Below are 22,635 nucleotides of genomic sequence, written 5' to 3'. Positions count from 1 at the left end.
CACGACCCGCGGCCCCCTGGTTGGTGGGGGCCGCGGGTCGTTCGCGTGCACGGGGTGGTCAGTCGACCCACTCCAGCTCGAGGCCGTCGGTGATCTCCAGCTCCTCGTGCTCGCAGATCTCACGGTCCGCGAAGTCGTGCCGGACGATCACCGTGCCGGCTGCGTCGCGCACCTCGAACGAGCCGTCCCCGGCCACGAGGCACTGCGGCTCGCGGTCGGGGAACTGCGTGTCGAACCGGAACGCCGGGTCCAGGGCGGCCTCCCTGAACGGCTCACCGTCCCCGGCGAGCATGACGACGCGCAGGTCGTCCCGGTCACGAACGGTCATGGCGTCATCCTCCCGCCACGACCCGCGAATCCACGTCAGGTCTCTGCCCGACGGATTCGGTGCTCGCGCCGCCTGTCCTCGATCAGAGCCGCCAGCGGAACGGCTCGCCCTTGCTCGCCGTCAGCTGGTCGTTCACGGGATAGCCGCCGCTGAGGTCGATGGACGCAGCCGTCCACGTGAGCACCGCGGCGCCCTCCTTGACCTGCTCACGCCTGACCACGGTGCGATAGGTCGTGGCGTCGACCTTGGTGACCGGCAGGCTGCTGCAGTCGTAGGGCTCGACGGGCTTCCTCCCCCTTGTGTCGCTGCAGACCTCGCTGCGCAGGATGCCGTCCTCCGTGACGATCTTGACCACGCGCCGGGTCCGCCTGTCCTTGATGAAGTCCACCCACATGCCGCCGGGCTGCTCCAGGCTGCCTTTCAGCACGTACGAGTGGAGCCGGAAGGTGACCCGGATGCGTTTCTTCCGGTTCACCGTCGCGAGCTGCACGGCGGCCAGGTCGATGCCGCCGCCCACGCCTCCCAGGAAGACGTCGTTCCTCGGATCCGTCTTCGTCGTGCGCGAGGCGTGTGCCGGCACGTTGGTGCCCAGGCCGATGGCGAGCGCAAGGGCTAGGGGTGTTGTCAGCAGCCTGGTGGTCCTGGACGTGGTCATGGCGTTGTTCCCCCGGTGCGGTCAGTGGTTGCACGGACATTGTGCGCGCAAGCACCTCGGCCAGCCGTCGCCGGGGAGTGCGTCAGGCATGTAGAACATGCTTGCGAATAGTGACTTTTGGGCGTAGGGTGGAATCACGTTCCACCAGATCAGGGCCACCAGGACAAGTCACCAGTGCGCCAAACCTTGGCTCGTGGGACGAGTTGCGAGGGTCATGTAATTGCCTCCCCAGCTGGGGGCCTCCAGGAGCGACGACCGTTGATCAGCTGCGCGCGTGCGTAGCGGACCCGTCGTCGTGAGGAGGCCGATCGTGACCCATCCGATCCTTGCTGCTGCCTCCGACGTCCGGTCGTCGCTGAAGGCGGTCGCCGACGCCAACCCGACCTTCATGTCGGTCGGGGAGAAGGCGACAGCACTGCAGGACCTGGTCGCTGCCGAGGGTCAGCTGGCCGAGCTGCGGCTGCGGATCCTCGCCGATGCCGGCGACCTCGCCGCCGAGACCGCGGCGAAGGACGCCGCCGGCTGGCTGGCGCACCACACGCGCACGAGGTACGCCGATGCCCGTGCGGAGCTGCGGCTCGCCGAGGCACTCGACCGGGACCGTCCGCGACTGATGGCAGCCATGCGCGAGGGCGGCGCCACCCTGGCCCAGGCGCAGGTGATCGACCGCGCTCTCAACGCTCTGCCTGCGACGCTGGACCCCCAGACAGTCGCCGAGGCCGAGGAGCACCTCGTCGAGCGTGCCCGGGAGTTCGGTCCGAAGGAGCTCGGGCGGATCGGTCGACGCATCCTCGATGTCGTCGCGCCCGAGATCGCCGAGGCTGCCGAGGGTGCGCGACTGGCCGAGCTCGAGTCGCGCGCGCGTGAGGTCACCCGCCTGACCATGCGCCGGCTGGGCGATGGCACGACTCGTATCTCCTCGGTCGTCCCCGATGCGGCCGCGACCCGGTTCGCGACCTACCTGGAGGCGCACGCCAACCCGCGTCGTACGACCGCTGACGGCGATCCCGCGGATCGGCCCGTCGCGGACGACGCGACGGCGCACGATCCGGTGGCGCGGCTCGCCTACCCGCGCAGGATGGGCGAGGCGTTCGTCGCCTTCCTCGAGAACGTCGACGCCGGCCACCTGCCCATCCACGGCGGCAGCGCCACCACGGTGGTCGTCACGATCCCGTTGGCCGCCCTGCAAGCCGAGCTGGCCGCGGCCGACCTGGTCGGGTCAGGACTGATCCCTGGCGACGACCTCACCGGCGACCGCATCTCCGCCGCGCAGGCCCGCCGTCTCGCGTGCACCGCGCACATCGTCCCGGCGGTCCTGGACGGGCGCAGCGTCCCCCTCGACCTCGGTCGGTCGCGCCGGCTGTTCACCCCTGCCCAGCGCCTGGCCATGGCCGTGCGCGACGGCACGTGTCGCGCCGAGGGCTGCGACGTCCCGGCGACCTGGTGCGAGGCCCACCACCTCCATCCGTGGCAGCACGGCGGGCGCACCGACATCGACGACGGCGTCCTGCTCTGCAGTCACCACCACCATCGCGTCCACGACACGAGCTACCTCGTCGAACGCATGCCCAGCGGGGACGTCCGCTTCCGTCGACGCAGATAGGCCGATCAAGAGCCATCGGATCTCGTACCCCACAGCGCTTTAGAGGCCGCAGCGACCTGCGCCGGGAGTGCGCCAAGGGTGCTGTGGTCCTGCTGCACCACGAGCAGGAGCCAGAGGGTGGGCAGGTGCCAGGCATGCACCTGGTGCTCAGTGGGCGGCCGGTCACCCGTCTTCCAGGCGACCATGTCGAACAGGACGCCGGCGTGACGGTCGTACACCCCGTAAGTCGAGCGCCCGGAACGCTGGGTGAGCAGCCAGATGGCGCCAGCCATCCGCTCCTCGGGGCTGTCTCCCTGCGGAAGGTTGGCGACGAGGTGCTGCCACAAGCCATCAGCGTCGCCGACAACCTCGCGTCCGGCGGGGGTGAGCACGAGGCGGCCGGCGTGGCGACGTACGAGCCCGAGTGTCTGGGCTCCGCGGCGCACCCAGCGGACCGGAGGCAGGTTGTCCTCGCGCAGAGTCCGGCCGAAGACCCAGTCTCCGCCCCAGCCGAGCCTTTCGAGAAGCACACGCACGGAGGCCTGCTTCATCAGGCCGGTCGGCGTGAGGTCGATGCCGTCACGTGCGAGGTCGAGCAGGGTGAGCAACGGGCGCAGTGCGGCAGCTCGATCGACCGTGGGCACTGGTGCTTCCGGGGACAACCCCGCCAGCAGCCGGACACCCTCCTCCGGGAGCGCTGCCACAAGAGCGGCTAGGTCCGGGTGGGGAGGCAGCCGATCGGACAGCTGCTCGGTGGTCAGCGCGGCAGCGGACGCCGACGCCTGGGCTTCCGCCACGTCGAAGCGCGCAGGATCGAAGTCGAAGGGCGCCCGCTCCGCCAGGTGGCGGAGGTGCTCGTCGTCGAGGTCGTCGGAGTCGCCGTCGACCAGCCATCGCACGAACACGTTCCAGGCTCCGGTGCCGCCGGCATCCTCCAGCGGGCATGCAGCTGCCCCGTCGACCACGCGCACGGCCTGGGCGGGCTCGACGTCGCGGACGGCCTCCAACCGGAGGTCGTGGTCCCATGCGTCGCCGAAGTCGTAGAGGTAGCCGACCGCGTCGCCGACGTCCGCCAGCACCTCGTCCAGGCGTACGTCGCGCTCGGGCGTGCCGTCCATCCCCTCCTCGACCTCGCTGTCCGCGAGCAACCGGACGCGCGAGCGGGACGTCGTGAACTCGTGCAGGTGCGAGTCCGACCAGCCCATGACGGCCTGCAGGACCCGATGCACGCTGCGTAGGTCGAGCCGGCTGTCGAGCTCGAGCCGTCGCCAGATCGGCGGCTCGCTGTCGGCGAGCGTCACACGGACGACGTACGTGGCAGGGTGGTCGCGCCGGGGTGCGAGACGTGTGCCCCCAGACGGGACCGGCCCGTCCCCAGGTCGAAGAGGTATCACGTTTCCGGCGGACATGGCCTCACGGTAGGGGAGGAGGGGTCGGTCGTCGCGCTCTCCCAGCAGTGGTTCTCCACAGATGCGGAGGAGCGTCTGGCGCCACGCCTAGGTGACGCCGTTCAGTGGTGGACATGCCTCGATCACGCCACCGTCGAAAAGGACGCAACCGCACGTCGCACGTGTCGCAGGTGCGGCCCCCGGCGTCCCCGCCCGACTTCGACATCCGCGCCCAGATGCCATGGCTCCAACGGATGCTCGCCGTCGACGCAGCCGAAGCCGCGGGCGATCCCGTGAAGGCGCTCGCCCTCGTGGAGGGCATGCTCCACGGGCCGGACGGCAGGCCGTGGTGGCGGCCCCAGCGCGTGCGCAGACTCCGCCAGCTGGTGGCCCTCGGCGACGCTGCACCGGGCTGGGCGTGGGGACGCTGGGTGGTCGCCCAAGCGGCACAGCCGAGGCCGGGCCGTGACACGGACGCTGCGGACGTCGCCATCGACGTTCGCGGCGGCCGCAGCACGCTCTGGGGCATGGACCCGAGCGACGCCCTGGCCAAGGTCATCGATCACGACTGGGTCTTCCGCCAGCTCATCCTGCACGAGCGCGGAGGTCTTGATCACTTCCTGCGCCGCGTCGCTGCGCCGCACCTGCTCGACCTTGCAAGCGAGGTCCACTCCTGGGTCGGAGCACCCTTGGGCGCATACGAGCTGGTGTCCGAGCGGGCCGACCGCATCGTGTGGCGCGACCTCGGTGTCGGGACGACCGTCGAGACCCTCAACCTCGGAGGCGCATCGATGATGGCGCTCGGCGAGGCCGTGGTCGGCCGCGTCGTGCACGCAGGTGAGGGATCACTGTTCGAGAGTGCTCCACTGTGCGTGCCGCTCAACGTCGCCCACGACGTCGCTGCCCGTCCTGCTGACTGGTTGGACGCCCTGTCTCGGGGGTGTCGGGGTGAAGCGGGGCGAGTGCTGACGGAGCTGATCGCGAAGGCGAACGACTTCGACCTCCTCTTCGACCTCTCCTCACGCATGCGGCGGCACCTCCTGCAGCCGGTCGACCCGGACCTGCGCTCCGACAGCGTGGGCGCCGGAGGCAACGGAGTGGCCTACGACGTAGCGGTGGTGCTCGCTGCCTTGAGCGGCGATTTGTCGCTCAGTGGCGATGACGCCGACCACGTCTGGTCGGATGTCGATGCCGTACGACCTCTTGCCCCGCTCGTCTCGGCCGCGCTGATGGAGCCAGAGACCCATGCGGCGATCGAACCGCTCCTCCTGACGTCGGACGCGCCTGCCATCTCTCGTCTGGCAGACGCCCTCGTGTCGCCTGCTGACGTGTTCTGCAGGCAGATCGGCGACCAGTTGACCAGCGCGGCATGAGGACCATCGCGCGGTATGATCGTGGTATGACCACCAAGATCGCTGTGAGCCTGCCCGACCACCTGGTCGAGGAAGCACGCGCCGCGGTTGTGGAGGGTCGCGCCACATCGGTGTCCGCCTACGTGGCCGAAGCGCTCGCCGAGAAGTCGAGGCGCCGCACGCTGACCGAGGTGCTGGACGAGATGGACGCCGAGCTGGGTTCCCCCGGTGCTGCCGCCGCGGCCAAGGCGGCTCGCGTCCTCGATGCCCACAACAGCCGGTGACCGGAATCAGCCTCGACGCGGGGGCGCTGATCGCGATCGAACGTGGCGACCCCGACGTCCGTGCACTGTTGCGAGAAGCGTCAGACCGTGGGCTGGAGGTGCACGTGGTTCCCGAGGTCGTTGCCCAGGTGTGGCGCGGGGGACCGCGGCAGGCGCGGCTCGGTGCGTTCCTCTCGGCTCGCGGCGTGACGACGCCGGCGTACGACGTGCACGCTGCTCGCGCGGTGGGACGCCTCTGCGGGGCGACGGGTCGTCACGACGTCGTCGATGTGCATGTCGTCTGGCATGCGCGCAGCCTCGGTCACCTCGTCGTCACGTCAGACCCGGACGACCTGCGGGCCGTCGACCCGTCGCTGCCTCTCGTGCCAACCTGACTCCAGCCGTCGTGTCACGCGCCCAGCGCGTCGAGGCCGTAGTAAACGGCGAACGCCGGCCAGACGAATCCTTCGAGGACGGCGAGGACGTGCTCCCAGAAGCCGTCGGCCTGGATCCAGAAGTAGACCCACGCGCCGAAGATGCCGAGTCCGTAGATCGCGTTGCCCGCCTGGTTGGCGGCCGTGTTGTTGCCCATGGTGGTGCTCCCTTCACCTCCACGCTAGGCGTGGGGACGGGAGCCCGGCAGGGTCCTTCGGCCCGGTCGGGGCAGGGCGTGCCGGGGCTCCCGAGCGCCCCGGTGCCACCCTCTGGTCGTCTCAGCGGGAGGCGAACCAGGGACGGTGCAGGTCGTAGAACTGCGCGCCCGCCATGGCGTACTCGAGGTCCTCGCGCACCTCAGCCGGTGGTTCGAGGCTCTCGCCCTGCCGTGCTGCGTCCTCGCTGGTGAAGGCGACGGTCTCGGTGAAGGTGCCGTCCGGCTCGATGGCCAGGGTGCCGCCGATGATCTCGGGCCGCATCTGGTGAAGCGAGTCGGTGTCGGTGGTCATCATCGTCCTGAGCCGGTCGACGTCGTCGACCTTGCCCCGGATGACCTGGACGAAGCCGGCCTCGTCGGACCCGCCGTCCATCAGGAGCGTGACGTCGTCGCAGTCGTGGAACTCGACGGGTCCGTCGAAGAGCTCTATCATGCGGGCGGCCCAGGCGTCCTGCTCGGGCCGGCCGGAGTTGGCCATGGCGGCGTCGCGCGACTCGAATCGGACGACGCCCATGAACATGTCGTCGTCGGTGAACCCGTAGGTCCCTCCGAGCCAGCCCTGTGCGTCCGGGCCGAGCTCGTTGCGCCAGGTGTCCAGGTGCTCGTGGAGCTCCTGCTGGCGCGTGCACTTGCCTTGGATGATCTGGATGAACACGCTGCCCCTCCTCGGTGTGGTCACCCACCTCTCGGGTTTGGGGGGTGGGAGGGCAGTCCTCGAACCTACGCCGACGGGGCCGTCCCTGACAGGGGGAGCCGGATCGGTCTGGACCGCCTCACAGGTAGCGCGGCACCCGGGCCCGGTAGGCGTCGTACTCGGCGCCGAACAGCTCGTGGAGCAGAGCCTCCTCGCGCGGCACCCAGCGGTGCACGAGCACTGCGCTGATGGGGCACGTGGCCAGCATCCAGCCGTTTCGGGCCACCGCAGCCAGGCCGAGGTGGGCGAGGGCGAAGCCGACGTAGATCGGGTTGCGGGTCCGCGCGTGCACGCCCGTGGTGACGAGGACGACCGGGTGCTCCAGGTCGCCCGGGCCCCGCTCGCGCCACGCCGTCGCCACCAGGCCGATTCCCGCGACGACGCAGGCGAGGCCGACCGGCCGGACGGTGGGCGACAGCGTCCACGGCCGCAGCCGCTGCGCCAGGACGCCCGCCACGACCCCGCCGACGGTCTCGCCCGGCAGCGGGACCGAGTCGACCAGCTCGCTGACGCGTCCCCGCACGGTCATCGCGCCACTCCGACGGCAGCCGGCCTGTCGGCGCCTGCGCGGGTGACGGCCCGCGCGCGCAGGCACCAGTGCAGCATCAGTGCGGAGCTGATGACGTAGAACGCGTGCAACACCCAGATCGGACCGGGCGGCAGCGCGAAGACGTACACGGAGTGCACCGCGTTGCCGATGTTGGCGAGCACGATGTTGCCCAGGCTGTACGACGAGAGCTCCCGAGTGCGGCACGCCTTGTGCAGCATCGGCAGGACGCTGCCGACGAAGACGATCGTGGAGACCGTCCCCGCGAGCACCGGCAGCGTCGTGTCCATGCTCACACCAGCCCGTGCTCGAAGGCGTACGCCGCTGCGGCGGTGCGCGAGGCGACGTCGAGCTTGACGAAGATGTTCGACAGGTGCCGGGCGACGGTCTTGTCGCTCAGCACGAGCTCGGCCGCGATCTGCGGGTTGCTGCGGCCCGACGCGACGAGGCGGAGCACCTCGACCTCGCGGGCGGTCAGGCCGCCGGGGAGGGCGGCCGGGGCCAGGAGGGAGGAGGCGAGGTCGGCCATCGGCGCCGCGCCGACCTGCCGGAACACCGTGCGGGCGGCGGTCAGCTCGCGCTCGGCGGACGACGTGTCGCCGAGGGCGAGGAGGCAGCGGCCGATGAGCAGCCGCGTGACGGCTGCGTCGTACGGCGAGGACGACTGCCGCCACAGCTGGTGGGCCTTGCGGAGGTAGGGCAGCGCGCCCGCGGGGTCGCCGGCGGCCAGCTCGACGGCGCCGTGGGCCCGGGCGGCGGCCGCGGACAGCACGGTCGCCCCGACCGCCGCCGCCAGCGACTCGAGCTCGAGGGCCAGCGGCCGCGCCCGCTCGACCGCGCCGACCGCCAGTAGCACGTCGATGCACCCCGGCAGGGTCCGGCACCGCTCCACCGGCCCGGCCGGCGCGGCCAGCAGCCGGTCGACCGCCGCGACCGCCGCCTCCGACCGGCCCCGGGCCTGCCACAGCTGGGCCAGCCCGGGCTGCGGGTCGACGCCGAGGTCGGCGGCGCGCTGGTAGGACTCGTCGGCGGCGTCGAGCTCACCCCGCAGCCGCAGCACGTCGCCGGTCTCGAGGGCGGTGAGGCCGATGGCCGCGGGGGTGTCGAGGGCGACGTACCGCTCCGCAGCCAGCGACCACTCGCGCAGCGCGTCGTCCCACGCGCCGTGCAGCCGCATCAGCTGGCCGCGGTGCACGGCGCACTGCCCGGTGAAGGCCAGCAGCCCCGGCTGGGCGTCGCACCACCTCTCGAGGGCCGCGGTCCACTCGTCGACGCGGCCGAAGTCGCTGACCTCCTGGGCGCCCTCGATCGCGGTGCAGTAGACGTGGCCCGCCATCACCGGCGACAGCTCACCGGCGACGACCCTGACCATGGCGTCGTCGAGGTCTGCCAGCCCCTCGGCGAAGCGGCCGGTCATGATCGACACCCGCCCCCGCGCGCACGTGCTCATGGCCGTGAGGTCCGCGTCTCGGAAGCGGCGGCCGACGTCGTACGCCTCGCGGGCCAAGCGCCCGGCCTCCGCGAGGTCGCCCGCCCCGAGGGAGCGGAACATGAGCAGGAACGCCAGCCAGCCCCGCTCGGTGCAGTCCTCCCCGATCTCGTCGACCAGCTCGGCCGCCCGCGCGGCCCACCCGCCGGCCAGGGCATGCTCGCCGTGCTCGGCCAGGCCCATCGCGAGCCGGAACGCGCACCCCGCGGCGGCATGCAGGTCGCCCGCCTGCAGGTGGGCGCGGAAGGCGCGCTGCAGGATCCGGACCACCTCGTCGTGCGGCCCGACCAGCTCGACGGCCGCGCCGAAGGAGTCGAGCTCGGCGGCGCTGAGGTCGTCCAGCCCGGTGCGGGACCACGCGTCGTACGCGGCCTGCCAGTCGCCGCGTGCGAAGTGGTCAGCGGCCTGACTCACGGTTTCGAGCCTACGACGGGTCAGGCTGCGGTGGGCAGGCTCGGCGTCGCCTTCCCCAGCCTGCGGGAACGCTCCGCGACCCGGTCCGCGACGTACGCCGCGTCGCGACCGACGCCGGGCAGGATCATCGAGCTGAAGGCGTACTGGAAGGACAGCCCGCAGAAGAACAGCCCGGGTGCGTCGGCGACCACGCCGCGCATCTCCCGGGGCCAGCCGTCGTCACCCAGGATCGGCAGGCGGATCCAGTCGAAGACCTGCCGGAACCCGGTCGCCCACACGACCGTCGAGACCTCCCGGGGCGTGCCGTCGACGACGGGCCGTCCGTCCCGGACCTCCTCGACCCGGCTCGTTGTCCGCTCGACGCCGCGCGCGAGCAGGTCGCGCCGCTTGACCCGGAGCATGGGGCCCCCGTGGTGGCGGACGTGGTCCATCTCCCTGCGGCCCATCGGCGTGCGGCGGGTGAGCACGTGCCTCCACGCGAACAGCAGGACGGGGAACACGACGCGGAACACCGGCGACCCGAGCCGCGGCGGGATCTCGCCGCAGTCGCGACCGGCCAGGATCGTGGGGTGCAGCTCGGCCAGCTCGTAGGCGATGTCGGTGCCGGAGTGGCTCGCGCCGACGACCAGCACGGGTCCGTCGTTGATCTGGCTGGGCCGGCGGTACTCGCTCGAGTGCAGCTGGAGGATCGCCGGGTCGAGCCCGGCGGCGATCTCGGGCACCGAGCCCGTGCGGCCGAACGTGCCGGTGCACACGACGACGTTGCGGCAGGTGAACCGGCCGCGGTCGGTGGTCACGACGTACCCCTCACCGTCGGCGTCGAGCGCCTGCACCCGCGTCTCGAGGCGCACCGGGAGCGCGAAGGTGCGCGTGTAGGTCTCGAGGTAGTCGCCCACCGCGTCCTTGCCCGGGAAGGTCCAGCGCGGGGCGGGGAACGGCAGCCCGGGCAGGCCGTCGACGTGGGCGGGGGAGTAGAGCCGGAGGCTGTCCCACTGCCGGCGCCAGTTGTCGCCGACGCGGGTGGCGGCGTCGAGGATGACGAAGGGAATCCCTCGACGCTGGAGGTGGTAGCCGGTCGCGAGGCCGGCCTGCCCCGCGCCGATGACCACGGTGTCGATGTCGATGTCTGTCGTGGGTCGGGTGTCGGTGGTGTCCATGCCCTCACCGTCGCGCTCGTCGTACGTCGTCCGCGTCGGGCGCGATGCCCATCTCCCGCCGGTGCCGCATGGGTGGATGCACCCAGGTCCGCAGCACCTACGCTGGCGCCATGGGGGTGCCGGGCACGAAGCTGCGCGTCCCGCGGTCGCGCCGCGCGCTCGTCGTACGGTCCCGCCTCACCGACCGCCTGCGCGACCGGTTCCGGGCTGCCGGGGACTCTGTGCCCCGGCTGGTGCTGGTGGCGGCGCCCGCGGGGTTCGGGAAAACGACGCTGCTGACCCAGTGGCTGACGGCCGGCGAGGTCCGGGTCGCCTGGATCTCGCTCGACGACGGGGACGCCGACCTCCGCCGGTTCCTCACCCACCTCGTCGCGGCCGTCCGGGTGGTCGCCCCCGAGGTCGGCGCCGACGCGGTGGAGCTGCTCGAGAGCGAGCGGACAGTGCAGGCCGAGGACGTGCTGGTCGGCCTCGTCGACGACCTCGACGCGTTGCCCGGTCCCACCGTCATCGCGTTCGACGACTACCACGTCGTCGACGGCGCCGACGTGCACGAGGCGGTCACGTTCCTGCTCGACAACCTGCCGCCCCAGGTCAGCCTGGCGATGACGACGCGGGCCGATCCGCCGCTCCCGCTGTCGCGGCTGCGGGCGCGCGGTGAGCTCCTCGAGGTCCGCGCCGCCGACCTCCGGTTCACCGACACCGAGGCGACGGCGTTCCTCAACGACGTGATGGGGCTCGGGCTGGAGCCGCAGCACGTCGCCGCGCTCGAGGAGCGGACGGAGGGGTGGGCGACCGGGTTGCAGCTCGCGGCTCTCGCCGCCGGTGCCGCCGACCCGGGTGGCTTCGTCGAGGCGTTCGCCGGGAGCCACCGGTTCGTCCTCGACTACCTCGTCGACGAGGTGCTCGCGGCGCAGCCGACGGAGGTCCGGGCGTTCCTGCTCGACACGTCGGTGCTCGACGACCTGAGCGGCCCGCTGTGCGACGCGGTCACCGGTCGCCCCGGCGGGCAGCAGCAGCTGGAGGCGCTCGAGCGGGCGAACCTCTTCGTGGTCCCGCTCGACGACCAACGCCGGTGGTGGCGCTACCACCACCTCTTCGCCGAGGCGCTGCGCGCGCGGCTCGCCGCCGACGCACCCGAGCGCGTCGGACGCCTGCACCGCGGCGCCGCCTACTGGTACGCCGAGCACGACCGCCTGCCCGACGCCGTCCGGCACGCACTGGCCGGCGACGACGTCGAGCAGGCCGCCGACCTGGTCGAGCTCGCCGTGCCCGGGATGCGACAGCGACGCGAGGACCGGACGATGCGCGCGTGGCTGCGCGCGCTGCCGGAGGACGTCGTACGCCGTCGGCCGCTGCTGGCGACCCACCTCGCCTGGGCGCGACTCTCCGAGGGCGACCTCGACGGGCTCGACCGGTGGCTCGACGCCGCCGAGGCTGCGCTCACGTCGCAGCCGGCTCGGACGCCGTCGGCCGGTCCAGCGGGCGCGAGGGCGGCCCGCGACCAGGACCTGGCCACCCTGCCGGCCATGATCGAGGTCTACCGGGCCACCGCCGCCCAGGCCAGGGGCGCCGTTCCTGAGACGACTGCCCGCGCGCGCCGGGCGCGTGAGCTCGCCGGGCCCGACGACCACTTCGTGCTCGGCGCCGCGTCGGGCTTCGTCGGGCTGGCCGGCTGGGCAGCCGGGGACCTGGCGGCCGCCGCGGGCACCTTCGCCGAGGCGCAGCACCACATCCGGGCCGCCGGCAACGTCGCCGACGGGCTCGGGATGACCGTCGTGCTGGCCGACATCGCCACCGGGCGGGGTCGACCCGACGAGGCGCGACGCCTCCTGGAGGTCGCCCTCGAGGCCGCGGACTCCGCGCCCGGCCCACCGCTGTCGACCACCGGCGACCTCCATGTCGGGCTCGCCGTCGTGCTGGTCGAGGAGGGCTCGCTCGCCGAGGCGGAGGCGCACCTGCAGGCCGCGGCGGACCTCGGCGAGCGCGGTTCTCTCCTCGAGAACCGGCACCGCGCGTACGTCGCCCGGGCCGCGCTGCTGCGGGCGCGGGGCGACCTCGACGGTGCTGTCGCCGCGCTGGACGAGGCGCAGGCGCTCTTCCTGCCCGGCTACTTCCCCGACGTCCGACCGATCCCGTCACTGCGGGCGCGGACCCGGATCGCCCAGGGTCGGCTCGCCGACGCCCGCGACTGGGCGGACCAGCACGCCGTGGTGCTGGAGCACGGCGACCACCTCGGCGAGCACGACCGGCTCACCCTCGCCCGGCTGCTGGTGGCCGAGCACGACCGCCTCGACGACGTCGTCGACGTGACGGAGAGGATCGCGGCGGAGGCCGAGGCCGCCGGACGCGGAGGTAGCGTGGTCGAGGCGCACGTCGTACGGGCTCTCGCCCACCGTGCGCGGGGAGAGGGCGAGCCCGCGCGTGCCGCGCTGGAGGACGCGCTCGCCCGCGGCGTGCAGCACGGCTACCGCCGCCTCTACCTCGACGAGGGGGCCGCGATGGTGGAGCTGCTCGAGGCGCTCGGGACCGAGCCGGCGGCCGCCGTGCTCGCGGCGGCTGCTCGGGACGAGCCGGTGTCGCGTCGGCAGCAGGCCGAGGGGCTCAGCGACCGCGAGCTCGAGGTGCTCCGCCTCCTCGCGACCGAGCTGAGCGGGCCGGAGATCGCGCAGCGGCTCTACGTCTCGCTCAACACGCTGCGCACCCACACCAAGCACATCTTCACCAAGCTCGACGTCACCACCCGCCGGGCCGCCGTGCGTCGTGCGGCCGAGCGCGGCCTTCTCTGACGAGCGGCTCGCCACCCGGGTCACATCGCCGGTCACATCACGATGTGATGTGCGGTCACCACGTCGCTCCCTAGCGTCCTGGACATCGCCGGACACCCCGCCCGGCCCGTCGTCCAGGAGCCACCATGAACGTCACCAGCACCGGCCTCGCCAGGGCCGCCGGCGCCGCCGCCGCGACCGCCGGCGCCATCTTCGTCGCCGTCCAGGTCAACCACCCCGCCGGGTCGGCCTTCGACACCGAGACGAGCGAGTGGGTCGCGCGCTCGGCCGCCAAGACCGTGATGGCCGTCCTCGCGCTCGCCGGGATCACCGGCATCTGGCTGCGCCAGCACCGGCAGGTCGGGCTCCTCGGGCTGGTCGGGTACGTCGTGTTCGCCGTCGGCTACCTCGCGATGCTCTGTGTGCAAGTCATCGCCGCGACCGTGCTGCCGACCCTGCTCGACTCCGACCCCGGCTACGTCATGGACGTCGTGCACGCAGCCGAGGGCGGTGCTCCCGCCGGCGACATCGGTGCGATGCAGGTGGTCCTCAACGTCAGCGGTGCCGGCTACATCCTCGGCGGGCTGCTCTTCGGTGTCGCACTCTTCCGCGCGGGCGTCCTGGCCCGCTGGGCCGCGGCCCTGCTCGCCGCCAGCACGGTCGCGACGGCGACCCTCGCCGTCCTGCCGGAGGCGTTCAACCGGCCGCTCGCGGTCCCCGCGGGCCTCGCGCTCATGGGTCTCGGTGCCTCGCTGTGGCGCAACCCCGCCGACGCCGCCTCCCGCGATTCCCGTCCGACCGAGCACGCAGGCGCGGTCGCCGAGCCCGCAGTCCGATGAGCCGCCGCACCGGGTGGGCGCTCCCGGCAGCCCTGGTCGCCCTCTGCCTCGTCCCGGTGACGTCGGGAACCCTCCGGCTGGTGCAGCTGGCCGGCGGCCCCGACCTGATGCCGGCCGATGACCGGTGGGCCGGCTGGCCCGTGGCGCTCGTCGTCCACATCGTCGGGTCGGCGGTCTTCGCGCTGGTGGGCGCCTTCCAGCTCGTGCCCGGCATCCGTCGCCGGCACCCCGGGTGGCACCGCAGGGCGGGCCGGGTGCTCGCCGTCGCCGGCCTGCTCGTCGCGGGCTCGGCGCTCTGGCTCACTCTCTTCCACGACCCACAGCCGGGGACCGGGCCGCTCCTGTTCGTCCTGCGACTCGTCGTCGGCTCCGCGATGATCGGCTGCCTTGCGGTGGGGGTCGCTGCCGCACGACGCCGGGACTTCGCGACCCACCGGGCGTGGATGATCCGCGGCTACGCGCTCGCGGTCGCCGCCGGGACGCAGGTCTTCACACAGGGGTTCGGCGAGGCAGTGGTCGGCCACGGCGAGCTGCGCGGCGACCTGCTCAAGGCGGCCGGCTGGGTCATCAACCTGGCCATCGCCGAGTGGGCGATCCGCCGGCCCGCCCGGCGGCGTACGCCGTCCCGCCCTCGCCCACTGCCGGCCGAGGTCGCGTCGTCATGACCGACCCGGCGACGTACGACATCCGCGTCGAGGGACACCTCGACGACCACTGGTCCGACCGGCTCGGCGGCGTCGCGCTGACGCGCAACGTCGACGGGACCACCACCCTCACCGGCCGGCTCGCCGACCAGGCCCAGCTCTACGGCGTGCTCGCGGGGCTGCGTGACATCGGGGCAACGCTGCTCTCGCTCGAGGTCGACGGGCGCCGGCCAACGATCCATCGAGTGACCGATCGAGAAGGAGAAGACCATGACCATGTTGACTGAGGCGGCCCCGGTCGCCGGCGAGCTCACCCCGCTGCGGCTCCACCTGATGCGAGGTGGCTACCTCGTGATGGGCGTCGGGCTCGCGCTCGTGAAGTGGCCGCTACTGCCCGACGCGCACACCATGCCCCTCTACGAGGGCGTCACCCTGTGCCTGCTGACCGCGATGTCCCTGCTCGCGCTGCTCGGGACCCTCCGTCCCGTGTGGATGCTGCCCGTGCTCGTGCTCGAGGTGCTGTGGAAGGCGGTGTGGCTCTCGCTCGTCGCCCTGCCGCGTGCCCTGTCGGGCGACCTGGGACCGGAGTTCGTCGAGGTCGCCACCAGCTGCACGCTGATCGTGGTGATCGCGGCCGCGGTGCCGTGGGGCTACGTCTGGCGGAGGGCCGTCAGTCCAGCTCGCTGAGGTCGGGAGGCACGTCGACCGAGTGGGCCTGCAGCAGCTCGAGGGGTACGACGTCGAGCGCGCGCTCCGACGTCGCGGACAGCACGACCGGGGCGGCCACCCCGGCGTCGTACGCCTGGAGCCAGCGGACGGCGACCACGCACCAGCGGTCCCCCGGGACGAGGCCGGGGAAGTGCCACTCCGGGCGCGGGGTGGACAGGTCGTTGCCCACCGAGGCCTGGTGGGCGAGGAACTCCTCGGTCATCACCGCGCACACGGCGTGCAGGCCCACGTCGTGCGGCCCGACGGTGCAGGTGCCGTCGCGGTGGAAGCCGGTGAGCGGGTCGGTGCCGCAGGGGTCCAGCTCGCCGCCGAGGACGTTGCGCTCCGTCATGGGGAGATCATCGCGCGTCGGTGGCGGAGGGGGCACAAGGTCCCTTGTCCGGAGGCCGGAGTGCGGCGCATGGTGGACAGATGAAGGCCGAGGTGGGCGACAGCCTGGTCGCCGAGAGCAACAAGGTGGACAAGACCCCCCGGCACGGGGAGATCGTCGAGGTGCGCGGGGACGACGGGGGACCGCCGTACGTCGTGAAGTGGAGCGACGGCCACGAGGGCCTCGTCTACCCGGGCGCGGACGCGCACGTCGTGCCCGCGCAGCGTTGAGCCGCGCGCGGGCGGGTCAACGGGGCCGCGGGATGGGATCGGACGTGTAGCGCGGGTACCACCCGCGGTACCCGAGCGTCCGGCCCACCAGCGCCAGGGGCGTGAAGACCGCGCGCTGGACGACGGCGGGCGGACGAGCCAGCTGCATCTCGGCGTCGTACTCCCGCAGGATGACGGCCATGCGCAGCAGGTTGGGCAGGCCCTTGCTGTTCGTCCTGCCGTCCGAGGCCAGGCCGAAGAAGGTCTCGAAGAACATCTCGGTGCGCAGCGCCGGCTCGAAGTCCACGCGGACGCACGCCTCGTCGTCGCCGACGTTGGCCCAGGTGTGGGCCCGCCCGGGAGGCACGGACGCGGTCTCCCCGGGCCCGAGGACGCGCTCCCGGCCGTCGACCTCCAGCCGCACGGTGCCGTGCACGACCCGGAAGCGCTCCTCCTGGTGCGGGTGCACGTGGGTGGCGGCCGGGTGACCGCCCGGCTGGGCGAACAGGTCGCCCTCGAGGAGCCGACCGTCGGTGTCGCCGGCGACCTTGAGCCACACGATCCGCTCGCCCGTCACCGGGTGCTCCAGCACGTCACCTGACCTGGCCATCGCGCACCTCCTGCCGACCTTCGACTGTAGGCCGGTCGTCGGGCGCACGTCATCACCCACCCAAGGGGGTCGAGCGGGCCCTCCCCGGCTCCTGGGTTCGAGGCGCGGTCAGGCCTGTCGGGCTGCCTTCTTGGCTGCCGCCTCGTCTCGTCGCTCGACGAACCGCGTCGCCTCGCCGTCGAGCGCGCCGACGGCGGCAGCCAGCTCGTCGCGGGCCGCCTCACCGTCGGCGTCGAGGCCGGTCAGCTCCCACACGCCCCACTGCCGCAGCAGCGGCGTGACGATGTCGTCGTGGTGGATGCGGAGGTCGTAGATGCCGGCCTTGGCCATCTGGACCGCTTTGCGCGAGAAGCCCGGGATGACGCTGCCCGGCATCTCGAAGCCGACTACCTCCTCGGTGATCGCGCGCATCGTCTGGCTGGGGGCGATCTCGAGCGCCGCGGCGACGAGGTTGCGGTAGAAGATCATGTGGAGGTTCTCGTCCTTGGCGACGCGGGCGAGCAGCTTGTCCGCGATCGGCTCCTCCGTGTAGCGCCCGGTGTTGCGGTGCGAGACGCGGGTGGCGAGCTCCTGGAACGAGACGTACGCGCAGACGTTGAGCAGCGACTTGTCCATCGCCTCGTAGCCGGTCTCCATCGTCTCCATCCGGGCGCGCTCGAGCTCGACGGGGTCGACGCCGCGGGTGACGAGGAGGTAGTCGCGGATGCAGAACGCGTGCCGGCCCTCCTCGGCGGTCCACCGGTTCACCCAGGTGCCCCACGCGCTGTCGCGGCCGAAGGCGCGGTCGATCTCGCGGTGGTAGCTCGGCAGGTTGTCCTCGGTGAGGAGGTTGACCTCGAGCGCCGTGCGGGCGATGGGCGAGAGCTGCGACTGCGCCACGTCCCAGGGGTCGCCGCCGAGGTCGGCGAAGTCGCGGCCCAGGCTCCACGGGACGTACTCGTGGGGCATCCACTCGTCGGCGATCGCCAGGTGGCGGTTGAGGTTGTCCTCCACCACCGGCTCGAGCTCGGTCAGCAGGTGGGTGGTCTCGAGTGCGGTCATCGCATCTCCTCGTCCGGCGGACGCGAGGGCGACGCCCTCACCCTCCTTGCCTACACCCGGGGACGGCCCTCTGGATAGGGTCGCTGCATAAATGTGATATCTATTTGCCATCACATTGAGCGGGAGGGAAGACGCATGAACGGGGACCAGGCAGTGCAACAGACGGAGACCGGTGAGTCGGAGGGCGGCGCGCCCGCGGGGCACCCCGTCGGGCACGAGGGGACGCGCGTCGACGTCACCGAGCGTGTGGCGTGGTCGATCGACGGCTTCGCGGGCCTCGCAGTGACCCTGGTGCTCCTGGGGCTGGGAAGCTGGCTCACGGTCATCGGCATCATCGACGCGGACGCCGGCGAGGGCGGCATCGGCCTCATACTCGGCGGCCTGGCCGTCGTCGTCATCGGACTGTTGCTCTCCGCCTCGCTGGCGATCGTGGCGCCGGGCCAGACGCGGGTCGTGCAGTTCTTCGGGCGTTACGTCGGCACGGTCCGCAAGCCCGGCCTGCGGATGCTCGTCCCCCTGACCACCCGGCGCAACGTCTCCGTGCGCGTGCACAACTTCGAGACCAACGAGCTGAAGGTCAACGACGCCGACGGCAACCCGATCAACATCGCCGCGATCGTCGTCTGGCAGGTCGCCGACACCGCGCGGGCGACGTTCGCGGTCGAGGACTACGAGGACTTCGTGGCCGTGCAGGCCGAGTCCGCGCTGCGACACGTCGCGATGAGCCACCCCTACGACAACGCGGTCACCGAGGTCACCCTCCGAGGCGACACCGAGATCATCTCGGCCGAGCTCGCCGCCGAGGTCGCGGAGCGGATCGCCCTGGCGGGGCTCGAGGTCATCGAGGTTCGGATCTCGGCCTTGGCCTATGCCCCCGAGATCGCCCAGGCCATGCTCCAGCGCCAGCAGGCCTCGGCCGTCATCGCCGCGCGCGAGAAGATCGTCGAGGGCGCGGTCGGCATGGTCGAGAGCGCACTCGAGCAGCTCGAGCGCAAGGACATCGTCGAGCTCGACGCAGAGCGCAAGGCGGCGATGGTGTCCAACCTGCTCACGGTGCTCTGCTCCGAACGCGGCACGACCCCCGTCGTGAACACCGGCTCGCTGTACACCTGACCGGGACGTCCCGTGAGCGACGAGGCGGGGGAGTCCGCTCCCAGACGAGGCGCAGAGCGCAAGTCCGTGCTGCTGCGCCTCGACCCCGCCGTCCACGCCGCCCTCCAGCGTTGGGCGGCCGACGACCTCCGCAGCGTCAACGCCCAGATCGAGCTGCTGCTGCGCGAGTCGCTACGGGATGCTGGCCGAGCGCCGTCCGACGCAGGTCCGGTGCCGAGACGGGGGCGGCCCCCGAAGGACCGGGAGGACTGACCCCGCACGGGGGTCGCGGGGTCAGTCCGAGTCGTCGGTCAGGGCTGGAAGACCACCTTGACCATGCCCTCCTCCTTCTTCTGGAAGTGCTCATAGGCGTCAGGCGCCTCGGCGAGCGGGAGGTGGTGGGTGGCGAACGCGTCGACGCCGAAGGGGTCGTCCTCGACCAGCATGGCGAGCAGCTCGTCGGTCCAGCGGCGCACGTTGGCCTGGCCCATCCGGACCTGGACCTGCTTGTCGAAGAGCTGCATCATCGGCATGGGGTCGGCCATGCCGCCGTAGACGCCCGAGATCGAGATCGTGCCGCCGCGACGTACGGCGTCGATGGCGGTGTGCAGCGCGGCGAGGCGGTCGAGGCCGGCCTTCTTCATCATCGGCTCGGCGATCGCGTCGGGCAGCAGCCCGGTCATCTTCTGCACGACCTGCGCCCCGCCGGAGCCGTGGGCCTCCATGCCGACGGCGTCGATGACGGCGTGCGGGCCGCGGCCGTCGGTGGCCTCGCGGACGACGTCGCCCACGCTGCCGACGTTCTCCGCATCGTCGAGGTCGAGCGGCTCGGCGCCGAACGCCTCGACGCGGGCGAGCCGCTCGGGCACGCGGTCGACGGAGATCACGCGGAGCCCGCGACGGACGCCCATGCGCGCCGCCATGTCACCGATGGGGCCGGCGCCGAGGACGAGCAGCGTGCCGCCGTCGGGCACGTCGGCGTACTGCACCGCCTGCCACGCGGTGGGCAGGACGTCGGAGAGGAACAGGAACCGGTCGTCGGCGTGCTCGTGCGGCACCTTGACGGGCAGGAAGTCGGCGAAGGGGACGCGGAGGTACTCCGCCTGGCCGCCCGGCACCTGGCCGTAGAGCTTGCTGTAGCCGAAGAAGCTGGCGCCCGTGCCGTGCTCGTGGTTCTGCGTGGTCTCGCACTGGCTGTAGAGCTGCTGGTCGCACATGAAGCACGAGCCACAGCACACGTTGAACGGCACGACGACCCGGTCGCCGACCTCCAGGTTGCTGACGCCGGGTCCGACCTCCTCGACGATGCCCATCGGCTCGTGGCCGACGATGTCGCCCGCCTCCATGAACGGGGCCAGCGTCTCGTAGAGGTGGAGGTCGGAACCGCACAGGCCGGTCGACGTGATCTTGATGATCGCGTCCGTCGGCTCCTCGATGCGGGGGTCGGGGACCTCCGTGACCTGCATGTCGTGGACGCCCTGCCAGGTGACTGCCTTCATCGCGCTGAACCGCCTTCGGGTCGGGGGTGGTCGGGGGTGGTCGAAGGCGTTCCGTACCCGAGGGTGCGGGGTGCATGCGGTGGAGGCGGTCTGCTCCCAGCACCCACCCCCACGGGTAGGCGAGTTCCAAGGGACGTCCAACCGTCGGTTCAGTTCTCGTAAAGCGCCACTGACGGCTCGTGGTCGCGACCTACAGTGCGCGCATGCCTGTGGGGGGCACCACCAGCCGTACGACGACGCCCGGTGCGCCGGTGCTGACGGCTGCCGGCTGGGCGGTCGGGGTGGGCTGCACGGCGATCATCCTGGGCACTCCCTACCTCCGCTTCGGCTACCACAGCCCCGAGCTGCACCTGGTGCTCGACTCGGTCGACGCCTGCATCGCCCTGTTGCTGGCCTATCTCCTCATCGGGCGGCTGCGGCGCACCCAGCGTTTGCAGGACCTCCTGCTGGCTGTCGGGCTCGTCCTGCTGGCGCTGGTCGGGCTGTGCGCTGCGCTGGTGGTCCACCGGCTCGCGGGTGACGACCGGCAGACGGTGGGGGTGTGGCTCCCCGTCGTCGTCCGCACAGTGGCGTCCGGCCTCTTCGTCGCAGCGGCGCTGACTGCGCACCGGCAGCTGTCGCACCAGCAGCTGCGCCGCGGGACCGGCGTGGCAGTGGCAGCCACGGCGGCGACGGTCGTGCTCCTCTGGGTCGCCAGGGACAGCCTCCCGGTCGCCGTCACGGCCACGCCGCCGGAGTCGGCACAGCGCCCGGTGATCGACGGGCACCCCGCGTTCCTCCTCGCCCAGGCGTTCAGCGCGTCGTGCCTCCTCCTCGCCTCGCTGGGCTTCATGCGCCAGGCACGGGCCGGTGGGGAGGAGGTCGTGCGGTGGCTCGGGCCGGGTTGCGCGCTGCTCGGCTTCGCCCGGGTCAACTACCTGCTGTTCCCCTCGCTCTACTCCGGGTGGTTCTACACCGGCGACCTCCTGCGAACCGCGGGCTACGCGTGCCTCCTCGTGGGTGCCGCCCGCGAGATCACGAGCTACTGGGCTGCGCGGGCCGACGTCGCTGTGGTCGAGGACCGTCGTCGCCTTGCCCGCGAGCTGCACGACGGCGTCGTGCAGGAGCTCAGCTGGATCAAGTCGGAGGCGAGGGTGCTGTCCCGTGCCGCGGACGGCGCTCCCACCGTCCAGTCCATCCTCGACGCCAGCGACCGGGCGCTGGACGAGGCCCGCGCGGCTGTGGACGCCCTGGGCCGGGACGTCGACGAGCCCCTCGGCTACGCGCTGCACCGCGCCGCCCGTGACGTCGCCGAGCGGCACGGTGCCCGGGTAGTGGTCGAGCTCGACGACTCCGTGCGGGCTGACCAGCACCAGCGGCACGGTCTGGCCCGCATCGTCCGGGAGGCGGTGGGCAACGCTCTGCGACACGGCGGCGCGGAGTGCGTCCGCGTCACCCTCGAGGCCACGACCGTCGGCAACCGACTGGTCGTGCAGGACGACGGACGCGGCTTCGACCTCGGCTCGACGGCGTACGGCGACGGCTACGGGTTGACGAGCATGCGTGAGCGAGCCCAGCGGCTGCCCGGCACGTGCGTCGTGAGGTCCACACCCGGGAGCGGTACGACGGTGGAGGTGACCTGGTGAGCGACGATGCGATCCGCGTCGTGATGGCCGACGACCACGCACGCATGAGGACACGCATCCGCGCCGCCCTCGAGACCGGCGGCTGCCTGGTCGTGGGGGAGGGCGCGTCGGCCGGAGACGCGGTCGCACTGGCTGCCGAGCACCGCCCCGACGTCGCCCTGCTCGACATCCACATGCCCGGCAACGGCATCACCGCTGCTCGGGAGATCGCCCGTACGCTGCCGGCGACCGCGGTCGTGATGCTGACCGCGTCCGCCGAGGACGCGGACCTGTTCGACTCGCTGCGTGCCGGGGCCTCGGGCTACCTGCTCAAGGACACCGATCCCGCCCTCCTCGTCGAGGAGCTGCGCAGCGCGCTGGCCGGCGAGGCGCCCCTGTCGCGGCCGCTGGTCAGCCGCATCCTGGAGGAGTTCCGGTCGCCGGCGACGCCCCGCTTCTCCCGCCGCTCGCGTGCGTCGGCTCGGCTCAGTGCCCGCGAGTGGGAGGTGATGGAGCTGCTGGGGGACGGCCTGTCGACCGATGAGGTGGCGAAGCGCCTGTTCCTCTCGCCCACGACCGTTCGGGTGCACGTGTCAAGCGTCCTGCGCAAGCTGCGCGTGAAGGACAGGGAGAGCGCCTTCAAGGTGCTGCGCGGGGAGTGAACGCGTCCGCTCGGTCGACCAGCTCGGTCGACCAGCTCGGTCAGCGGCGT

Annotated in this window: 27 protein-coding genes; 13 read left to right on the top strand and 14 right to left on the bottom strand. The window is 72.3% G+C overall.

Features of this window, described 5'->3' with window-relative positions; all coding sequences use genetic code 11:
* Positions 1–58: 58 nt before the first annotated feature.
* Positions 59–328, bottom strand: a complete 270-nt coding sequence (locus HOO61_RS00950; protein ID WP_172256098.1) for a hypothetical protein — start codon at positions 326–328, stop codon at positions 59–61.
* Positions 329–410: 82 nt separating this feature from the next.
* Positions 411–983 carry a hypothetical protein gene (locus HOO61_RS00945; protein ID WP_172256096.1) on the bottom strand — a complete coding sequence of 191 codons (573 nt, stop codon included), beginning with the start codon at positions 981–983 and terminating at the stop codon, positions 411–413.
* A gap of 310 nt (positions 984–1,293) precedes the next feature.
* Here HOO61_RS00945 and HOO61_RS00940 point away from each other — a divergent pair, with 310 nt between their 5' ends.
* Positions 1,294–2,586: an HNH endonuclease signature motif containing protein gene (locus tag HOO61_RS00940; RefSeq protein ID WP_172256094.1), complete on the top strand. Its 1,293-nt coding sequence runs from the start codon at positions 1,294–1,296 to the stop codon at positions 2,584–2,586.
* Between the two features lie 5 nt (positions 2,587–2,591).
* Here HOO61_RS00940 and HOO61_RS00935 read toward each other — a convergent pair whose 3' ends face one another.
* Positions 2,592–3,974, bottom strand: a complete 1,383-nt coding sequence (locus HOO61_RS00935; protein ID WP_253941945.1) for a plasmid pRiA4b ORF-3 family protein — start codon at positions 3,972–3,974, stop codon at positions 2,592–2,594.
* A 233-nt stretch (positions 3,975–4,207) separates the two neighbouring features.
* Here HOO61_RS00935 and HOO61_RS00930 point away from each other — a divergent pair, with 233 nt between their 5' ends.
* Complete coding sequence (locus HOO61_RS00930) at positions 4,208–5,326, top strand: hypothetical protein (protein ID WP_172256090.1); 1,119 nt, start codon at positions 4,208–4,210, stop codon at positions 5,324–5,326.
* Positions 5,327–5,352: 26 nt separating this feature from the next.
* Positions 5,353–5,589, top strand: a complete 237-nt coding sequence (locus HOO61_RS00925; protein WP_216658501.1) for a hypothetical protein — start codon at positions 5,353–5,355, stop codon at positions 5,587–5,589.
* Positions 5,590–5,669: 80 nt separating this feature from the next.
* Here HOO61_RS00925 and HOO61_RS00920 read toward each other — a convergent pair whose 3' ends face one another.
* From HOO61_RS00920 to HOO61_RS00890, 7 genes are all read right to left on the bottom strand, one after another.
* A complete protein-coding gene (locus HOO61_RS00920; protein WP_172256088.1) occupies positions 5,670–5,876 on the bottom strand; it encodes a hypothetical protein in 207 nt (68 codons plus the stop codon).
* 101 nt (positions 5,877–5,977) lie between these two features.
* Entirely contained in the window at positions 5,978–6,160 is a 183-nt protein-coding gene (locus HOO61_RS00915; protein ID WP_172256086.1) for a hypothetical protein, read from the bottom strand.
* 121 nt (positions 6,161–6,281) lie between these two features.
* Positions 6,282–6,875: a hypothetical protein gene (locus HOO61_RS00910; protein WP_172256084.1), complete on the bottom strand. Its 594-nt coding sequence runs from the start codon at positions 6,873–6,875 to the stop codon at positions 6,282–6,284.
* A 118-nt stretch (positions 6,876–6,993) separates the two neighbouring features.
* A complete protein-coding gene (locus HOO61_RS00905) occupies positions 6,994–7,443 on the bottom strand; it encodes an isoprenylcysteine carboxylmethyltransferase family protein (RefSeq protein ID WP_172256082.1) in 450 nt (149 codons plus the stop codon).
* Positions 7,440–7,751, bottom strand: coding sequence for a hypothetical protein (locus HOO61_RS00900; protein ID WP_172256080.1), 312 nt, complete (start codon positions 7,749–7,751; stop codon positions 7,440–7,442). The genes HOO61_RS00905 and HOO61_RS00900 overlap by 4 nt, the downstream gene beginning before the upstream one ends.
* 2 nt (positions 7,752–7,753) lie before the next feature.
* Positions 7,754–9,364, bottom strand: coding sequence for a LuxR C-terminal-related transcriptional regulator (locus HOO61_RS24715; RefSeq protein ID WP_216658500.1), 1,611 nt, complete (start codon positions 9,362–9,364; stop codon positions 7,754–7,756).
* Between the two features lie 20 nt (positions 9,365–9,384).
* Positions 9,385–10,521, bottom strand: a complete 1,137-nt coding sequence (locus HOO61_RS00890) for an NAD(P)/FAD-dependent oxidoreductase (protein WP_172256078.1) — start codon at positions 10,519–10,521, stop codon at positions 9,385–9,387.
* 110 nt (positions 10,522–10,631) lie between these two features.
* Between HOO61_RS00890 and HOO61_RS00885 the strand changes: the two genes are divergently transcribed.
* The 5 genes from HOO61_RS00885 (at position 10,632) to HOO61_RS00865 (ending at position 15,456) form a co-directional block, all read left to right on the top strand.
* A complete protein-coding gene (locus HOO61_RS00885; RefSeq protein ID WP_172256076.1) occupies positions 10,632–13,307 on the top strand; it encodes a LuxR C-terminal-related transcriptional regulator in 2,676 nt (891 codons plus the stop codon).
* Positions 13,308–13,432: 125 nt separating this feature from the next.
* Complete coding sequence (locus HOO61_RS00880) at positions 13,433–14,125, top strand: hypothetical protein (RefSeq protein WP_172256074.1); 693 nt, start codon at positions 13,433–13,435, stop codon at positions 14,123–14,125.
* On the top strand, positions 14,122–14,790 hold the full coding sequence (locus HOO61_RS00875; protein ID WP_172256072.1) for a DUF2306 domain-containing protein: 669 nt from the start codon (positions 14,122–14,124) through the stop codon (positions 14,788–14,790). The genes HOO61_RS00880 and HOO61_RS00875 overlap by 4 nt, the downstream gene beginning before the upstream one ends.
* Complete coding sequence (locus HOO61_RS00870; protein WP_216658499.1) at positions 14,787–15,056, top strand: hypothetical protein; 270 nt, start codon at positions 14,787–14,789, stop codon at positions 15,054–15,056. Before HOO61_RS00875 ends, HOO61_RS00870 begins: the two co-directional genes overlap by 4 nt.
* Positions 15,040–15,456 carry a hypothetical protein gene (locus tag HOO61_RS00865; RefSeq protein ID WP_172256070.1) on the top strand — a complete coding sequence of 139 codons (417 nt, stop codon included), beginning with the start codon at positions 15,040–15,042 and terminating at the stop codon, positions 15,454–15,456. The genes HOO61_RS00870 and HOO61_RS00865 overlap by 17 nt, the downstream gene beginning before the upstream one ends.
* On the opposite strand, the gene HOO61_RS00860 is transcribed toward HOO61_RS00865, so the two are convergent.
* A complete protein-coding gene (locus HOO61_RS00860) occupies positions 15,440–15,829 on the bottom strand; it encodes a DUF2237 family protein (protein ID WP_172256068.1) in 390 nt (129 codons plus the stop codon). The genes HOO61_RS00865 and HOO61_RS00860 overlap by 17 nt on opposite strands.
* A gap of 80 nt (positions 15,830–15,909) precedes the next feature.
* Here HOO61_RS00860 and HOO61_RS00855 point away from each other — a divergent pair, with 80 nt between their 5' ends.
* Entirely contained in the window at positions 15,910–16,098 is a 189-nt protein-coding gene (locus tag HOO61_RS00855) for a DUF1918 domain-containing protein (protein ID WP_172256066.1), read from the top strand.
* A gap of 16 nt (positions 16,099–16,114) precedes the next feature.
* Here the strand turns inward: HOO61_RS00855 and HOO61_RS00850 are convergent, their stop codons facing one another.
* Complete coding sequence (locus HOO61_RS00850; RefSeq protein ID WP_172256064.1) at positions 16,115–16,687, bottom strand: cupin domain-containing protein; 573 nt, start codon at positions 16,685–16,687, stop codon at positions 16,115–16,117.
* Positions 16,688–16,795: 108 nt separating this feature from the next.
* The gene (locus tag HOO61_RS00845) at positions 16,796–17,728 is read right to left on the bottom strand and encodes an acyl-ACP desaturase (protein WP_172256062.1); all 933 of its coding nucleotides are present in this window, start codon (positions 17,726–17,728) and stop codon (positions 16,796–16,798) included.
* A 135-nt stretch (positions 17,729–17,863) separates the two neighbouring features.
* On the opposite strand from HOO61_RS00845, the gene HOO61_RS00840 reads away from it, so the two are divergent.
* Together HOO61_RS00840 and HOO61_RS00835 are read left to right on the top strand one after the other, a co-directional pair.
* Positions 17,864–18,841, top strand: a complete 978-nt coding sequence (locus HOO61_RS00840; RefSeq protein WP_172256060.1) for an SPFH domain-containing protein — start codon at positions 17,864–17,866, stop codon at positions 18,839–18,841.
* 12 nt (positions 18,842–18,853) lie between these two features.
* The gene (locus tag HOO61_RS00835) at positions 18,854–19,093 is read left to right on the top strand and encodes a hypothetical protein (RefSeq protein WP_172256058.1); all 240 of its coding nucleotides are present in this window, start codon (positions 18,854–18,856) and stop codon (positions 19,091–19,093) included.
* Positions 19,094–19,131: 38 nt separating this feature from the next.
* On the opposite strand, the gene HOO61_RS00830 is transcribed toward HOO61_RS00835, so the two are convergent.
* Entirely contained in the window at positions 19,132–20,319 is a 1,188-nt protein-coding gene (locus tag HOO61_RS00830) for a zinc-dependent alcohol dehydrogenase (RefSeq protein ID WP_172256056.1), read from the bottom strand.
* Positions 20,320–20,522: 203 nt separating this feature from the next.
* Here HOO61_RS00830 and HOO61_RS00825 point away from each other — a divergent pair, with 203 nt between their 5' ends.
* Entirely contained in the window at positions 20,523–21,944 is a 1,422-nt protein-coding gene (locus HOO61_RS00825; protein WP_172256054.1) for a sensor histidine kinase, read from the top strand.
* A complete protein-coding gene (locus HOO61_RS00820) occupies positions 21,941–22,585 on the top strand; it encodes a response regulator transcription factor (RefSeq protein ID WP_216658498.1) in 645 nt (214 codons plus the stop codon). The genes HOO61_RS00825 and HOO61_RS00820 overlap by 4 nt, the downstream gene beginning before the upstream one ends.
* Positions 22,586–22,635 lie beyond the last annotated feature (50 nt).

It is taken from the genome of Nocardioides sp. zg-1230, assembly GCF_013155335.1.
In the GTDB taxonomy this organism is placed as follows: Bacteria; Actinomycetota; Actinomycetes; order Propionibacteriales; family Nocardioidaceae; genus Nocardioides.
This window is presented reverse-complemented; position numbering and strand designations above follow the sequence as displayed.

Coding starts and splice junctions, on each gene's coding strand:
- HOO61_RS00850 (WP_172256064.1), bottom strand. CDS start 16,687: ATGGCCAGGTCAGGTGACGTGCTGGAGCACCCGGTGACGGGCGAGCGG.
- HOO61_RS00865 (WP_172256070.1), top strand. CDS start 15,040: ATGACCATGTTGACTGAGGCGGCCCCGGTCGCCGGCGAGCTCACCCCG.
- HOO61_RS00870 (WP_216658499.1), top strand. CDS start 14,787: ATGACCGACCCGGCGACGTACGACATCCGCGTCGAGGGACACCTCGAC.
- HOO61_RS00950 (WP_172256098.1), bottom strand. CDS start 328: ATGACCGTTCGTGACCGGGACGACCTGCGCGTCGTCATGCTCGCCGGG.
- HOO61_RS00830 (WP_172256056.1), bottom strand. CDS start 20,319: ATGAAGGCAGTCACCTGGCAGGGCGTCCACGACATGCAGGTCACGGAG.
- HOO61_RS00880 (WP_172256074.1), top strand. CDS start 13,433: ATGAACGTCACCAGCACCGGCCTCGCCAGGGCCGCCGGCGCCGCCGCC.
- HOO61_RS00825 (WP_172256054.1), top strand. CDS start 20,523: ATGCCTGTGGGGGGCACCACCAGCCGTACGACGACGCCCGGTGCGCCG.
- HOO61_RS00845 (WP_172256062.1), bottom strand. CDS start 17,728: ATGACCGCACTCGAGACCACCCACCTGCTGACCGAGCTCGAGCCGGTG.
- HOO61_RS00890 (WP_172256078.1), bottom strand. CDS start 10,521: ATGGACACCACCGACACCCGACCCACGACAGACATCGACATCGACACC.
- HOO61_RS00915 (WP_172256086.1), bottom strand. CDS start 6,160: ATGGGCAACAACACGGCCGCCAACCAGGCGGGCAACGCGATCTACGGA.
- HOO61_RS00935 (WP_253941945.1), bottom strand. CDS start 3,974: ATGTCCGCCGGAAACGTGATACCTCTTCGACCTGGGGACGGGCCGGTC.
- HOO61_RS00840 (WP_172256060.1), top strand. CDS start 17,864: ATGAACGGGGACCAGGCAGTGCAACAGACGGAGACCGGTGAGTCGGAG.
- HOO61_RS00875 (WP_172256072.1), top strand. CDS start 14,122: ATGAGCCGCCGCACCGGGTGGGCGCTCCCGGCAGCCCTGGTCGCCCTC.
- HOO61_RS00945 (WP_172256096.1), bottom strand. CDS start 983: ATGACCACGTCCAGGACCACCAGGCTGCTGACAACACCCCTAGCCCTT.
- HOO61_RS00905 (WP_172256082.1), bottom strand. CDS start 7,443: ATGACCGTGCGGGGACGCGTCAGCGAGCTGGTCGACTCGGTCCCGCTG.
- HOO61_RS00900 (WP_172256080.1), bottom strand. CDS start 7,751: ATGGACACGACGCTGCCGGTGCTCGCGGGGACGGTCTCCACGATCGTC.
- HOO61_RS00860 (WP_172256068.1), bottom strand. CDS start 15,829: ATGACGGAGCGCAACGTCCTCGGCGGCGAGCTGGACCCCTGCGGCACC.
- HOO61_RS00855 (WP_172256066.1), top strand. CDS start 15,910: ATGAAGGCCGAGGTGGGCGACAGCCTGGTCGCCGAGAGCAACAAGGTG.
- HOO61_RS00885 (WP_172256076.1), top strand. CDS start 10,632: ATGGGGGTGCCGGGCACGAAGCTGCGCGTCCCGCGGTCGCGCCGCGCG.
- HOO61_RS00920 (WP_172256088.1), bottom strand. CDS start 5,876: ATGCCAGACGACATGCACATCGACGACGTCGTGACGACCCGTCGCCCC.
- HOO61_RS00925 (WP_216658501.1), top strand. CDS start 5,353: ATGACCACCAAGATCGCTGTGAGCCTGCCCGACCACCTGGTCGAGGAA.
- HOO61_RS00930 (WP_172256090.1), top strand. CDS start 4,208: ATGCTCGCCGTCGACGCAGCCGAAGCCGCGGGCGATCCCGTGAAGGCG.